Source organism: Turicibacter sp. TJ11, assembly GCF_021497505.1.
In the GTDB taxonomy this organism is placed as follows: domain Bacteria; phylum Bacillota_I; class Bacilli_A; order MOL361; family Turicibacteraceae; genus Turicibacter.
In genome coordinates, this window is record NZ_CP069349.1 from 2,300,635 (window position 1) to 2,315,780 (window position 15,146).

General features: G+C 32.3%; 14 protein-coding genes. 8 read left to right on the top strand and 6 right to left on the bottom strand.

The features are described 5' to 3' along the window. Positions 1-97 precede the first annotated feature (97 nt). On the top strand, positions 98-1,066 hold the full coding sequence (locus JRC48_RS11030; protein ID WP_235069553.1) for a D-alanyl-D-alanine carboxypeptidase family protein: 969 nt from the start codon (positions 98-100) through the stop codon (positions 1,064-1,066). A gap of 223 nt (positions 1,067-1,289) precedes the next feature. Next, a complete protein-coding gene (locus JRC48_RS11035) occupies positions 1,290-2,063 on the top strand; it encodes a carboxylesterase (RefSeq protein WP_235069554.1) in 774 nt (257 codons plus the stop codon). 93 nt (positions 2,064-2,156) lie between these two features. Here JRC48_RS11035 and JRC48_RS11040 read toward each other — a convergent pair whose 3' ends face one another. Both JRC48_RS11040 and JRC48_RS11045 read right to left on the bottom strand, forming a co-directional pair. Continuing rightward, a complete protein-coding gene (locus JRC48_RS11040; protein ID WP_235069555.1) occupies positions 2,157-3,443 on the bottom strand; it encodes an ISL3 family transposase in 1,287 nt (428 codons plus the stop codon). Between the two features lie 153 nt (positions 3,444-3,596). Further along, on the bottom strand, positions 3,597-4,202 hold the full coding sequence (locus tag JRC48_RS11045; RefSeq protein WP_235069556.1) for a class I SAM-dependent methyltransferase: 606 nt from the start codon (positions 4,200-4,202) through the stop codon (positions 3,597-3,599). 523 nt (positions 4,203-4,725) lie between these two features. Between JRC48_RS11045 and JRC48_RS11050 the strand changes: the two genes are divergently transcribed. Together JRC48_RS11050 and JRC48_RS11055 are read left to right on the top strand one after the other, a co-directional pair. Continuing rightward, positions 4,726-5,385 carry a TIGR01906 family membrane protein gene (locus JRC48_RS11050; RefSeq protein WP_235069557.1) on the top strand — a complete coding sequence of 220 codons (660 nt, stop codon included), beginning with the start codon at positions 4,726-4,728 and terminating at the stop codon, positions 5,383-5,385. A 109-nt stretch (positions 5,386-5,494) separates the two neighbouring features. Then, positions 5,495-6,448 (top strand): patatin-like phospholipase family protein, encoded by a 954-nt coding sequence (locus tag JRC48_RS11055; RefSeq protein WP_235069558.1) that lies wholly within the window; start codon positions 5,495-5,497, stop codon positions 6,446-6,448. Positions 6,449-6,480: 32 nt separating this feature from the next. Here the strand turns inward: JRC48_RS11055 and JRC48_RS11060 are convergent, their stop codons facing one another. Beyond that, a complete protein-coding gene (locus tag JRC48_RS11060; RefSeq protein WP_235069559.1) occupies positions 6,481-7,035 on the bottom strand; it encodes a thermonuclease family protein in 555 nt (184 codons plus the stop codon). A gap of 538 nt (positions 7,036-7,573) precedes the next feature. On the opposite strand from JRC48_RS11060, the gene JRC48_RS11065 reads away from it, so the two are divergent. Next, positions 7,574-7,828 (top strand): hypothetical protein, encoded by a 255-nt coding sequence (locus tag JRC48_RS11065; protein ID WP_235069560.1) that lies wholly within the window; start codon positions 7,574-7,576, stop codon positions 7,826-7,828. A gap of 8 nt (positions 7,829-7,836) precedes the next feature. Here JRC48_RS11065 and JRC48_RS11070 read toward each other — a convergent pair whose 3' ends face one another. Together JRC48_RS11070 and JRC48_RS11075 are read right to left on the bottom strand one after the other, a co-directional pair. Further along, complete coding sequence (locus JRC48_RS11070) at positions 7,837-8,439, bottom strand: hypothetical protein (protein ID WP_235069561.1); 603 nt, start codon at positions 8,437-8,439, stop codon at positions 7,837-7,839. Between the two features lie 179 nt (positions 8,440-8,618). Continuing rightward, positions 8,619-9,542 carry a nucleoside hydrolase gene (locus JRC48_RS11075; RefSeq protein ID WP_235069562.1) on the bottom strand — a complete coding sequence of 308 codons (924 nt, stop codon included), beginning with the start codon at positions 9,540-9,542 and terminating at the stop codon, positions 8,619-8,621. 302 nt (positions 9,543-9,844) lie between these two features. On the opposite strand from JRC48_RS11075, the gene JRC48_RS11080 reads away from it, so the two are divergent. After that, positions 9,845-10,309, top strand: a complete 465-nt coding sequence (locus JRC48_RS11080; protein WP_235069563.1) for a hypothetical protein — start codon at positions 9,845-9,847, stop codon at positions 10,307-10,309. A gap of 289 nt (positions 10,310-10,598) precedes the next feature. Here JRC48_RS11080 and JRC48_RS11085 read toward each other — a convergent pair whose 3' ends face one another. Continuing rightward, entirely contained in the window at positions 10,599-11,534 is a 936-nt protein-coding gene (locus tag JRC48_RS11085; RefSeq protein ID WP_235069564.1) for an aldo/keto reductase, read from the bottom strand. A 395-nt stretch (positions 11,535-11,929) separates the two neighbouring features. On the opposite strand from JRC48_RS11085, the gene JRC48_RS11090 reads away from it, so the two are divergent. Together JRC48_RS11090 and JRC48_RS11095 are read left to right on the top strand one after the other, a co-directional pair. Further along, positions 11,930-12,481, top strand: a complete 552-nt coding sequence (locus JRC48_RS11090) for a 2'-5' RNA ligase family protein (protein ID WP_235069565.1) — start codon at positions 11,930-11,932, stop codon at positions 12,479-12,481. Positions 12,482-12,614: 133 nt separating this feature from the next. Next, positions 12,615-14,858 carry a glycoside hydrolase family 3 C-terminal domain-containing protein gene (locus tag JRC48_RS11095; protein WP_235069566.1) on the top strand — a complete coding sequence of 748 codons (2,244 nt, stop codon included), beginning with the start codon at positions 12,615-12,617 and terminating at the stop codon, positions 14,856-14,858. The last annotated feature ends 288 nt before the right edge of the window (positions 14,859-15,146 follow it).

Below are 15,146 nucleotides of genomic sequence, written 5' to 3' on the forward strand. Positions count from 1 at the left end.
ATAAAAGTCAGTTTAAGGTAAATAATTACATAAAATTAATAAAGAATCAATTTCAATTATATGGTTTAATATTCATATAAGAGGAGTTGATTTTTTTATGTTTAAATTAAAAACATCAAAACAAGTAATGATGAGTGCTTTATTAATGCTAAGTTTTTTAATGCCTATAAACGTACAAGCGACTGTCAATAATGAATCATTTTCTAATCATTACGATCAATTTTATAGTTGTCATCGTGAAGAATTATCATTTACTCTTTTTTACGGTTATGGTTTTAAAACGAATCAAGTGTTAACTGAATCTGATGTTGATTTAGATCTGATGAGTGATTATGCGCTTTTAGTTAATTTAACAACAAATGAAGTCATTTATGAAAAGAATGCGTATGAACGAACTTATCCTGCTTCATTAACTAAAATGATGACCGTATTAGTTGGAATAGAACATATGAAAGATGAAGAGATTATTATCGATGTAGATTATCAGGCATTGGCAGCAGAGGGGGCTGCGATTGCAGGGTTCTCTAATGGAGAAGTCGTCTCTTACAAAGATCTATTGTATGGAACGATGCTACCATCGGGTGCTGATGCAGCTTTAATGTTAGCTAAAGTAGTGGCTGGTTCTGAAGAAGGATTTGTGGCGCTCATGAATGAAAAAGCAAAACAGTTAGGAATGAAAGATACTCATTTTACTAATGTAGTCGGACTTCATGATGATGAGCATTATTCAACGGCTTGGGATTTAGCCATGTTAGAAAAAGCTGCCTTACATAACGAAATGTTTAGAGAAATATTTTCAGCTAAGTCTTACACGACAGATAGTGCGAATGACTTAACATTTACAAGTCGTATGTTTGATCGAATGGCGTCTCCTATTTTTGATGGGGGTGAGGTGTTAGGTGGAAAAACAGGCTATACAGAAGAAGCTGCACTTTGTTTAGCAAGTTATGCGACAGATGGTGATAATGAATACTTGTTAATAACAACTCATGCAAAGGGAAGTCCGTATACACCACAGTACCATGTCTTAGATGCTTTAAGTGCCTATGATTATTTCTTAAATTAGTTAAAACAAGAATATCATGACTATTATAAGTAGTTATGGTATTCTTTTTTGCATGATGCTCAATATAAAGTAGAGTGTCTTTTTAATGATAAATAAAAACAGGCTAATTAGTGAGTTAGAAAGTAATAGTTTAAACTCGTGATATTTTTGATTGGGATGTATTGAATAACAAAGTAGCATTAAAACTAATGATTGAGAAAGATTGTGAACAGGGGATGATAAAATGAATATAAAAAAACATGCTGCACATGAGCCATTTTCCTGTGAGTTAGCTGGGGCAAACACAGCAGTTATTTTTGTTCACGGTATTTTAGAAGGTCCATTTCAATTTCATGGATTGGCAGCTAAGGTGTTAGATCACGGAATGTCCGCTTTTGGAATTTTACTTCCAGGTCATGGAACAACTGCCGAAGGATTTTCAAAAAGTAATCGTGATCAGTGGGTGAGTTTCTTAGATGAAAAAATTGAACAATTATCTAAGAAATATTTAACTATTATTTTAGTCGGACATTCGATGGGATCTTTATTATCATTGTTAGCGAGTGAGAAACATGACAGTGTCGTAGGCGTAGTTGCGATGGCCACCCCGTTAGCAGTGAAAGTTAGTTTGAAGGGATTTATTTGTTCATTGAAAGTCATGACAGGTCGCTATAGTCCAAATGATGAGTATGTATTAGCAAGCTATCGAGCTTGGAGTATTACAAAAGGAACATGGAGAAATTATCTTCACTGGATTCCAAGATATTTAGATTTGTTTTATTTGATGAATCAAACTAAAAAAAGACTGCCTCATCTGAAGAAGAAGTTATTGTTTATTCATGGTGGATGTGATGAGTTTGTTAGATATAAAACTGTTAAGATTTTAAAAAATAGTTTATCAGGAGCTGATTTTGAAGTGGTAGAGCTTTGTGAGTCTGGTCATTTCTATTATCGTGGGGATGAGCAACAAAAGGTTGAACAAACGATTCTATCTTTTATTGATCAGTTTCAAAAATAAAATCTTTATGAAAAAAACGGCTCTTTGTCAAATAGTGTTGCTGATTAACTTTTTATCTATTACAATGAGTGACTTAAATTGAAATCCTAGTGGTTATGATGCTAGGATTTTTACTTTGGGTTTGGTTAGGTTTTGAGTGATAAGAATTCTTGATTTAAAATGGTAAAAGCTTCGATAGCCAAAGGCGATTCGTTTAATGACTTTAATTTTATTGTTAATGCCTTCAATGGGACCATTGGTGTACGAAGTGGTCAGTGTGTTTTCAATATAAGATTGATACGTTTTAAAGGTTTGAAAAGCGGTTTGGAATTCAGGAGAAATCAGAGGGTGTTTGGCTTGAAGTAAGTGATGGAATCGCTCTAAGTTTTTGGTTTGAAGAGCGAAAAGTAAGTCTTGATAGAGATCATAGGTTGCTTTTAATTCAGGAGATAAATTAAGTAAAAAGTTTAGGATATCGATCTCACGCATCGGTTGTTTAAAACAGTAAACGGAACGATAAGTCGTGGTGTTAAGTAAGGTGTGAGACTTTAAAAATAATCGCCAGTAACGTTTAAATTTGCGACTGTGTTTCTTAAACTGTTTCATGAATCGAATTCTTGTTTTATTTAACGCACGAGAAATATGTTGAACGAGATGGAATGGATCGAGGACAATTTTGGCCTGAGGAAAAAGCTCCTTAATTAAGCTGATATAAGGGGCGTACATATCAATGACAATATGTTTGACACGAGAACGTGCTTCTTGGGTATATCGTTTAAAATAGGTTTGAAGGGAACTTAAACGTCGATCTTCAATGATATCAATGATTTGTTTCGTATCGGCATCGCAAAAGATAAAGGACATATGCCCCTGGGCAGATTTAACGGATTTAAACTCATCAAAACAAAGGTTTTCAGGCAAAAAATTAAAGTTTAAGTTTTGTGACTCATAAAAGCTATGGATGATGCGATTCACAGTTGAATGAGAGACTTGATGACGACGGGCAATATCTGACTCCGAGATTTTATTTTGTGCTTCTAACGCAATGGCATGTTTGGTGTTGTAAGAAATGAAGCAGTTCTTTTCAACAATCGATGTTTTTAGAGTGAAGGTAGATTGGCAATGCCCACAGTAGTAACGTTGTTTCTTTAAATCTAAATAAGTATCATGGAGTGAAACTTTAGGAATGACAATTCGAGAGGTTTTAAACCCATGTTTTTTGAACTTTGAATCAAATAGTGTCCCACAGTGTTCGCAATGAGTGGGTTGATAAGATAAAATGCCTTTAAAAATGAAGCTAGTCACACCATGAATCTTCACCTCTTCAAAATAATCTTCTTCAAAGGTGATCTGTTTGTCTTTAATATTTAAGAGTTTTCTAGTAAAATAGGAGTGAGACATCCAATCCATCCTTTCTATTGTTTTTTAGCCGATAACATTGTAACAGGACGGAGACGGGATGTCTCTTTTTTTATGCCATAAAAAGAGGCGTTGTTTCATCAGCAACACCAAATATTATAGAACCAAAAAAACGTAGTCGGTTAGACTACGTTTTTATTTCATTCCTATTACGCTAAATAAGCTATAAGGATGGTTTTTATTTTCGATTGGTTTATAACTTGAGTAAAACTTACGACCAGTCACTTCTTTTAAACCGGCTTCCTTTAAGGCTGCTACCATTTCGTTAATTGTAAATCCATGGTGTCCATCAAATTCTAAATGATGACGATGAAATTCTCCACTATCAGGTAATAAATCAACAATGATTAGTTTCCCATTATTTTTTAAATAGCTAACTAGTTTTTTGATGACTGCTTTGAAGTCCTTAATATGATGCATGACCATTGAACTGTAAATGACATCAAATTGACGATCAATATCTGACTCTAAAATATCACCCGTATACGTTTGAAGATGAGAGAGATGGCGATCACGAAGTTTTTGTTCAAGCTCTTTAATATTCTCTGCGGAGCTATCCACAAGTAATCCTTCTGATATTTTGTTCTTTAGGTTTAAGGAGATTAGACCCGTTTTGCATCCAAATTCCATCACTTCAAGTGGACCATGACCCATGTAACTTTCAATTTCAATACTTACCGCATGAGCGCGTTTTACACGGATGTCTTCATCCTCTGTTAAGATTAATTGGTTGAAATCCAAACTCATCACTCCCTTTCAAAAGCATTTAGAATTTATTAATAATATTATTATTCTATCATATTTTAAATGATTTTTCAGTTTTTATCGTGTAATACCAATCTACATTAAATGACAATATTTTTGGAATTGAACTACTTTGAAACTGGTTATGAAGACAAATAGAATATCCTTATCGTTGATCAATTGATTTAGAAAGTCGGAGAATTTTAACACGAGTTAAGTTAACTATTAAAAAATACTTAAGAATTTCAAGTCACCGTTTAATGACTTATGATGACGATAATAGGGTATATTTTCCTATTAGTTATTGTCATCTCCTTCATATGATTTTATAATAAGAAAAGAATGATAGCTCATCAATTCATTATATGACGAGTTGAAGTGATTTATCATTTTTATTATTTATAATCTATTGTCATACTATACGATTGGGTTATTGGTGTTGCAATAGAATGAACAGGGCATTTATTAATGATAACGACTTAGTGGATGATGAGACGTTAGGAAAAGGGAGATATAAAATATGTTAAAAAAGATGAATATTAAACAATGGATGATTGAAGGAATAGGTGCTATTTGGTTTTTCCTGACACTGGTCGCAACTAGTGTATTAATCGTCTTAAATTGTACATCCGTTTATAACTACGTTATTCATAAATACGGTTTAACAATGATCACTGGATTATCTGAACATGAATTAATGGTAAATTATAAAACAATGATTTCTTATTTACAAAGACCAAGGAAAGAACCACTAAAACTACCTGATTTTATCATGAGTGAAGCGGGAATCATTCATTTTAAAGATGTTAAAAGTATCTTTATGGTTTTATATACAATTATTTTATTATTTATTATCGCGATGATCATTTATTTAGTCATTAAGCATCGTGATAAGGATAAATGTATTTTATCCATTTTTAATAAAGGAGCTAATTTGGTATTTATTGTTTTTACTGCTTTAATCGCGATGATTACATTTAATTTTTCAAACACCTTTACGATGTTTCATAAACTTTTTTTTAGAAACGATTACTGGATGTTTGATTACCGAACAGATCCTGTCATTTTAGCCTTACCTGAAGAGTTATTTATGATTTTAAGTGTACTGATTATTGGTTTATTATTTATTGCTTGTTTCATTATTAAGTTTACTTACTACAAGTCAAATCGAAAAAAATAATGATTGTAACAGAAGCCTAGTGATTTAATCTAGGCTTTTTTTGTTAAATTTATCGATTACTTTTAAAAACTCACATACACTATAATAAAACAACAGAAGAGGTGAAGTTATGATTTTTAGAGGACGGCAACTTTTTGATTTTAATGTGGGATTAGTTTTAGCTGGTGGGGGAGCAAAAGGAGCCTATCAGGCGGGAGTCATTCGTGCACTATGGGATTTAGATTTAATCGATAATGTAAAAGTTGTATCAGGTGTTTCGATTGGAACACTTAATGCACTATGTTTATGTATGAAAGACCGAGATTTAATTGAGAAAGGTTGGAAGTCATTATCTTATTCTAAAATTATGACAAAAGGAGAAGGCATCAAAATTAGTGAGATTGGGGAACTAATTAAAAATTTCACGCTACATAAGGGGCAGTCAATGACTGACAATATTGACTTTAGTACACTAGGCGTTATTTCTCAAAAAGGAATTCGAGATTATATTCAACAATTTGTTGATGTTTCTGTTTTAAACGATATTAGCACTCATGTTTATAGTTGCGTCTATAATGTAACAGAAGGATATCCTCAGTATTTTAGATTAAATAATTATTCAAAAGAAGAAATTATCGATATTACAGTCGCTTCTTGTGCAGTTCCTTATCTCTTTTCTCCTGTTTCATTTAAAGGCAAACAATATGCAGATGGTGGAATTAATAATCCATTATATCCAAAACCTAATGCAGATAACGTTCCTATTTATCCTTTAATGAAGCATGATTGTGATTTAATTATCGTGGTTCATTTAAATTACTCAGATAAAATTGATCGAAAACTTTATCCACAATCTAATATTATTGAAATTTATCCATCCGCTTCATTAGAATTAATTAATGGATCGGGGACCATCAATTTTAATCAGTCAGCGATTATTGAAAAAATTCAAATGGGATATCGAGATGCTTTAGTTGCTCTGACTCCTATGTTAATGGCCCATTTAAAAGGAAAAAGTATGATGCCATATATTAAAAGTCATTATCGATGGAATGAACAGTTTTTGAAAAAAACTAAAAAATAAAACCCGCTTAATTGTTTAGCAGGTTTTATTTACTATTCATTTTGTTCAAGTTCGTCAAAGATGTCTGCATACTTCGTGTTAGGTGGAAATCTTTTAGCGATAGCATATCCATTAACAATGAGTTTAGCATTATACATGTGATTAGAAATATCTTCTACAGAAGTCGAATCAAAGTCATTAGTTAACCAAACATAAGCAAGTGTTCGACCATACTGATCTTGACGTTCTTCATCAAACTCTAGATACAGTGTTTGTCCTTTTTTTAATTGTTGTTTTGTATAGTTACTAGCGATTTCACCTTCAACAGTATTTTTATCAGTATCTGGATGAACACTTTCAGGCGCATCAATTCCAATTAGTCGAACTCGAATGTCTTCATTGGTTTGAGTCGTCACAATAATGGTATCTCCATCCACAACTCGTTTTAAAGTAACCTGTTCAGTTGAGATATTGTTTGTATTGGAAATTAAAAAATCATAGAAGTCTTCTCCAAAAAAGATACATCCACCGATTAATAAAATGGTAACGAGAAATTTAATAAATTTAGGTTGCTTTTTTAACCATTGATTAAATGTATTTCGTTTCATGAATCCTCCTTATAACATCAATTTGTCGATTAGTATCTAAATAAATCTAATGACTATTTTAACAGGAGAACAGTTGAAACGGCTAGTTTTTATTTAATATAAACACGTGAATTTTGGTAGTTTATGTCGGTTTTAGTTTTATCATGAGGAGATAGGTTTATGAGATAAAAAGTTTATGATCATTTAGATAAAAAGATGCTAAAAAGATAAGTCGTTGCATATGATAGATAGGATGTAAAATCACTATGGGAGGGCTCAATGATGAGTGCTTTAATTAGCTTAGTTATTAGCTTTATTATGTTTTTAGTTTTTGTTTTTAAACTTTCATTTTTTATTGTTGTTATTGGATTTCAGTATGGAGTTTGGGCATATATCATTTATAAGTTCTTTAGGTTTATTACAAGACCGCTTAGATATTCTCACTTATAATTAGATGAAAAAGCGATAGCAAAGGGGCTATCGCTTTTATAGTTAAATGATATCGATATATTTTATGATAGAATAAATGAAGATGATCTAAAAAAGGGGAGAACGATTGATGGATGCAAAAGAAAAAGAGTTTTATCAGGAGGGACATCGTCTTTATAAAAAGATAGGAAAATCGATAGTCAGTACCCTCATTGTATTTTTAGTTTTTATTATGGGACTTAATGCCTTGCTGAGTTCAGTCGCTTCTGATCTTGCAAATACGTGGCTGATTTTAAGTTGTTTTTTAGGAATTATTTTTACGATTTTTTATTGTAGTTACACGATTTTAGAAGCTATTAAAATAATGAATCATAAAAAAGAATAAGCATTAGCTTATTCTTTTGACTGAATGATGCGACAGTATTCAATTGGGGAAGGAACGCCAATTAGAATCTGTCCTTTTTTTTCTAAAATTTCAGTCACTAATAATGCATCTTTTTTAATCCATTCCTCTAAAGTAAAAGTAGTATCTGTTGTAAAGTGACTGATACATTTTCCATAGAAGACGTCATTTTCATAGTGATAAACTAAAGGAGTAAATTTTTCAGAAATGCTTAACGTGCAATAATCTAGTTCTAGGTTCTCATTATCATTGGTAAATTCACGAGAAGGTAAGTTTTTAGGAGTCTCGTAAGAGATTAATTGAACGTTATTCTCTTCAGTTAATGTAAAGAAAAACAGATGGGAAGATTGACGGTGACGATCTTCTTGCACTAACCCTTCATCGGATAGCTTTAGTGTTGTAAAATAACTTTCCTCTAAAACAAAAAATCCATTTAATTCATCTGGTAAGTTTTTAATGCGATCATTAACAACGCGATTAATATGTTTAGCATAAGGATGAGTCAGTTGACTTTCCTTGATTTGTTTTTCTATTTGTTGTTTATTATCAAAGTCTCCAACAATATAAGCTTTAAATCGTTCCAGCTGATTCATATTACTCACTCCCGTTTTAAGATTTTTATCTTAGTATAACTCTAAATAAATAGGATTTATGGGGAAATATGTATCATTCAAATTAAAATCTGAATTACTCATAAATTTAGATGAATTCGTTTGTCTTTTTACTAATGAGTTAAGTAAAAGCCCCCATGTTAGGAATGAAAGACTTGTCTTTACTGTTTTAATAAACTATTAAATAAATAAGTTTTAAATAAGTCACTGTCAAGATCAATACAAGTCACAGAGTTTGGTGTACTGGATTGTTGGTCTAAAAAGATTTGACCATAATTCTCATCTTTTTTCGTCTCAACAGTTGCATAAGCATTAATACACTTTGTCATGACTTCAGGCCAAATGGCACAAATCATAGCCGTAGGATCGGCTAATTCAAATCCATTAAGTCCAAGTTTTTTACAATATTCATAAAGTGATTCAGTGCATCGAACCGCAAATTTGGCTGTGTCTGACTGACTGTTCTTTAAATCGTTTAAATCTTTTTCAGTAATAAATGATCTTTTTTCAATGACATCCCAACCTACGAATAGCTTTGGAACCTCTAAATTGAGTACGATAGCAAGTGCTTCTGAATCAACATAAACATTAAATTCAGCCGTTTCAGTTGTATTGCCAGCCCCTAGTCCTGTTCCTGCCATTAAGGTGATTGATTTTAATTTATTCATCGTTTCTGGTGCCTTTAACGCAGCCATCGCGATATTTGTTAACGGTCCAAGCGTTACTAGTTCAATCTCATAAGGATTTTCTTCAATTAAGCGAATTAAGGCATCTATAGCGTGTTCTGATTCCACAGGAATATCAGGGATGTTTAAAAACATATTTCCTAATCCATCTGCACCATGAACATTATCCGCTGTAAATAAATCGCGAAATAGTGGTTTACCCATTCCTTTATAAACGCGTGGTTGATAAGTGTTGGCCACATCAATAGCCACTAACGCATTTTGAACAGCTTGATCAATTCCGATATTACCAGCTACGACTGTTAATGCTAATACGTCAATACTTGGTTCACGAAGTGCTGTGATAATAGCAATCACATCATCAGATGCTGTGTCTGTATCAATAATAAATTTTCTCATACAATCTCCTCCACATTATTTCTAGCGCTAGTTTACCATAAATCGACAGAACAAGGTAATACATTAAAAATAAATGCTAACTTGTATACTAGTTCATCAACTTCTAAAAAAATTAATGATTTAGAGTTTTCAATCATAAGATGTAAAGGGAAGAGATATGATTGATAATAAAGAAAGTTAAGAGATGAAGTTTTAGATGAAATCCTATTAAAAACTTAGGAAGGACTTGATTATCAGAAGTGAATCTCTTATGATAATCATAGATTATCGAAATTTGACGGATAGAGGGAAAAGGGAAGCCTATGTATATTTTAAAAGCAGTTTTTTTATGTAGTTTTATTTTTTTAACGATTCAAAACTTTCAATCCATCTTACAACGTAAACGATTTGTGTCTTATCCAAAGTATATGACACATGTTAAACGAGCGATTGATGAGATTAACACATATATGGTTCAAGAAGTAGCTCAAATGTATGATGAAGCAGGGGAGCTTGTCGATGCAACAGTACTTGTTCACAACTTAAGACGTTTAACAGGCGTATTTTTTATCATGCATCCTTTTGTAGGAGCTTTTATTTATGATCAGCCGTTACTAACGCTTATTTCATTTGTTTTATCAATGGGATATTTAATTGGAAACTATTGTTTAGAACAAATTATGTTTGGTGAAGAAAAGACAAAATATTTTGTTGTTGATTATATCGTAGATCATTTGATTCCTATTTTAAATCTTGCAATTGTTATATTAATGTCGATTTATTTATAAAAGCGTAAAAAGAGACTGAATAAATTCAGTCTAGTCATTTAAATGATTGAAGATAAAAATCCACAAGTTAGGTAACTTGTGGATTTTTGTTTAGGAAGTAGAAAGAAGGCTAGTAAATAAATTCACTTAGTGTACTGAGACATGTAGCCATTTTTATCATAGCCAAATTTATTAAATTTATTCTCTTTAATCACTGTTTTTAAGATTATGCCAAAATAATGGATGATAATTGAAGAGATAATAAATTTTTGTGTATTGAATCATTAAAAATCAGCTTTTAAATGAACAATTACTTAAAGTCGTTTAAGTCAAATGGAATATTTAATGTTTCCATGAAATCAAGTAACTGTGCTTCACGACTAGCTCCAGCTAATGCACAAAAAGGCATGTCTTGAACTAAGAAAAATCCCATAATGATTTGTGTTAAAGAGCAATTGTATTTTTTAGTCAATGTATTTAATTTTTTAGCTAGTTGTAAGTTTTCTTCTGTGTAGTAAGGACTATCTGTTACATCTAAACCAGCTTCTAATTTAGTGAAAAATCCACTACATAAACTAAAATAAGGCATCGCTAAAACGTTTGATTCTTTATGAAATTGTAGCATTTCTTCATCCATGACAACCATTGTTTCATCTGGATAAGGTTTCATAGCTTTTGATGCAATATTATATAGCGCTTGATTGGCAACAAATCCGCGATATCCTTTTTCCTGACAATATGCCATAGCTTCTTTCATACGTGATGTTTTCCAGTTTGAGCAACCATAGTATTTAATTTTTCCTTCACGAACGAAATCTTCCATTGTCTCGATTAATTGTGAAACAGGTAAGCTTTCATCATCACGATGATAAAAATAAATATCAATACAGTTAATACGTAAAGCATTTAGACTTTTTTCTAAGTCAGAACGCATTTCTTCTTTACTTAGTCGATTTTGATTCATGTTATCTAGTGGAGGATGTCCTCCTTTTGTCATGATAACTAAATCATCGTGTCCTCCTCGATACTCAATCCAATCTCCAATAACACGTTCTGAACGACCAATTTCACCTAAAACCCAGTCATTATAAATACGAGCTGTATCAATGACATTTCCTCCAAGGCTAACATACCGATCTAGCATTTTAAAGGCGTCTTCTTTATCCCATGCAATTCCTGCATTTGCTGTTCCAAAACCAATTGGACATAGTGAAAGTGTTGTTTCTTTAATTTGAATACGCTGCATCCTATCACTCCTTGAAAAAAGTTATTATTTAACAGTATGACATCTTTTAAAGACATAGTAAAGCATTTTATGTCTAATCCATAAGTATCTAAGTTTTTTTAAGTTATTAAAAAGCTATAGTGATTGAAGAACCCTTTTATCAGTAGCTGTTCGTTTTACTAGACATATTATACTGATAAGAATATTGATGAGTTTATTGATTTTGCATATAACTATACAGAGGTTACGGTCAATCTTTCATGGATAAAAAATTTTTAATGTTGCTACAGTTCTAATATTTTAATTCAACACTAGATGGTTTATATAGGTTTAAAAATCGTTTTAAATAATCAGTCGTTCATTTGCTTTTTATAATTGAAATTGATTAGAGATAACTAAAAAAGGAGGAGATTATTGTGGAGAAACCATACTATTATTTAATGGCACTTTTTGATGATCAAACAAATGACATATTTCATTCAATGAAACAGGCCATTCCATCATCTAAAGACGAACCTTCAGTTTTTTTACCACATTTAACACTAGGGGCTTACATGGATGTTGACGAATTTGAACTTTGTGAGTGGATTGATGGTCAGTGCCAACGACTTTATCCAATCAAACTTAATTTTAATCACTTAGGATTATTCGCATTAAAGGTTTTGTTTATTGCTCCACAGCCTTCTAATGAACTTGTTGAGATGCATCAAATCATTCACGAACGCTATGATAATGATTATGGTGAGATTGGATATAACTATACAATTCAGTCAAATAATTGGGTTCCTCATGTCACGTTATTAATGAGCAGTGAACCTCATACAGTACTAGAGACATTGCCAGTTGTTGATCAATTATTTGCTCCCTTTATAGGACTCGTTAACACATTAGTGCTTTATGAATATCACTCCATGCGAAAGATAAAAGTATTTCCTTTAAATCATGAGTTAAACAGTGCGGAGTTATAAGTAAAAAGGACCACTTGAGTGGTCTTTTTTGATAGAAACAAATTTTGTACATTTAAGTCTTAAAATTCTTTTATTAATGTAAATATGTTAATTAACGACAGAATATAATATAAGGAAATGGGAGGTTTTAAGGATGAGAGACTTAAATGAGCTCATAATTCGAATGACGCTTGAAGAAAAGGTTAGTCTTTGTTCAGGACTAGATTTTTGGCGACTAAAATCAATTAAACGTTTAGGAATTCCATCAGTCATGGTAAGTGATGGACCCCATGGTTTAAGAAAGCAATCAGATGATGCGAAGTATACGGATATTAATAATAGTATTGAAGCGATTTGTTTTCCAAGTGGCGTAACGACTGCTTGTTCATTTGATCGAGATTTATTATATCGATTAGGAGATGTTTTAGGACAAGAGTGCCAAGCTGAAAATATTGCTTTTATTTTAGGGCCATCTATCAATATTAAGCGGTCTCCATTAGGGGGACGTAATTTTGAATATTTTTCAGAAGATCCTTATTTAACAGGAGAACTAGCAACGACGTATATTAAAGGCGTTCAAAGTCATCAAGTCGGAACAAGTTTAAAACATTTTGCTTGTAATAATCAAGAAAATCGCCGAATGACGGCTAGTTCAGAAGTAGATGAACGAACATTACGAGAAATTTATTTAGCTGGATTTGAAAAAGCAGTTAAAGAGGCTAGTCCTTGGAGTGTTATGACATCTTATAATCGATTGAATGGAATCTTTACGTCGGAATCCTCTTACTTACTAACTGATATTTTAAGAAACGAATGGGGATTTAATGGATGTGTGATGAGTGATTGGGGAGCTGTTAATGATCGTGTCGCTGGATTAAAAGCAGGACTTGATTTAGAGATGCCGGGAAGTCGAGGAACAAATGATGCAAAGATTAAACGGGCCATTAAAAATAAAACACTTAGTGAAGAGATTTTAAATGAAAGTATTGAACGAATTTTAACTAAAATTTTCGAATATGTGGATAACAAAAAAGAGATGACGTTTAATAAAGAAGCTCACCATCAAGTGGCTCGTCAACTGGCTAATGAGAGTGCCGTTTTATTAAAAAATGAAGGCATTTTACCTTTATCAGCTAACGATTGTCAAATTGCATTTATCGGTGAATTTGCTAAAACACCACGTATTCAAGGGGGAGGAAGTTCTCATATTAAACCTTACAGGGTAAGCAGTGCCTTAGACGCTGTATCAGAGGTTGGGTGTATTTCGTATGCTCAAGGATTTGTTACTGATGTTGATGAAACGCAAATTGATTTATTAAATGATGCTGTTGAATTAGCCAAATCAAGTGATGTCGCTGTTATTTTTGCGGGACTTCCAGATGCTTTTGAATCTGAGGCTTATGATCGTCAACATATGAAACTTCCAAATTGTCAAAATGAATTGATTGAAAAGGTATGCGCTGTTCAATCGAATACGGTCGTTGTTTTACATAACGGATCACCGGTTGAAATGCCTTGGGTGAATGAAGTTAAGGGGATTTTAGAAATGTATCTTGGAGGAGAAGCGGTAGGTGAAGCAACGATTGATTTATTGTTTGGTCACACGAATCCCTCTGGAAAATTAGCCGAAACATTTCCACTTCGACTAGAGGACACGCCTGCATACTTATCGTATCAAGTCATTGATGATGAGATTTATTATGATGAAAAGTTATTTGTCGGTTATCGTTATTATGACACAAAGGAACTACCTGTTTTGTTTCCATTTGGTCATGGATGTAGCTATACGACGTTTGAGTATCATGATCTTGTTGTTAGTCAAACGTCAATGCGTGATGACGAGTCCTTAACCTTAAGTTTTAAAGTTACTAATACAGGTTCTGTGTTTGGAAAAGAAGTCGCTCAACTATATGTGCAAGATTTAACATCTTCAGTTATTCGTCCAATAAAAGAGTTAAAGAATTTCGAAAAAGTTGCCTTAGAACCGGGTGAGACGAAAATAATTACGTTTGAGTTAAGTCAACGAGATTTTGCTTATTATGAAGTTAAAATTTCTGATTGGTATGTATCAACCGGAAATTATCATTTATTAGTTGGATCCTCTTCAAGAGATATTAGACTTCAAACGAAAATTTTTATTGAAAGTACAAAAAGTTTACCTTCTAAAGTTACCCAAAATACAACTTTGGGGGATTTGATGAAGTATAAGCCATTAAATAAGATGATTTCAAGTGTCTTAGAGATTATGGGTGAGAAAAATGATAACGATGCGATTAGTAAAGAGATGAAACTAGCGATGATTCAAGACATGCCTATTCGTGCGCTTCGAAGCTTTAAAGGAGTCGATAACTATATGATTGAAACATTAGTAAAGACTTTAAATCATCTCATTAATTAGATGAATAAAACGCACTCATTTAGTGGAATATTAAGTGTGTAACTTAATTTTAAAGGAGGCGAGTGTTATGAAGTTAGCACCTGCTCAGTTACACAGTCTTAATGAATTGAAATTGAAACGCTGTAGTACATTAACGAAAACTGCCGTGTATAAAGATGATGCGAAATCTAAAACACACGATAGTTAGTCAGATAATGAGTTGCTTTCTTTAATTAAGTAAAAAAAATCAATGCCTGTTGGCATTGATTTTTTTGTTTGATCAAGTCTCATCGTTATCAAACAAAATTT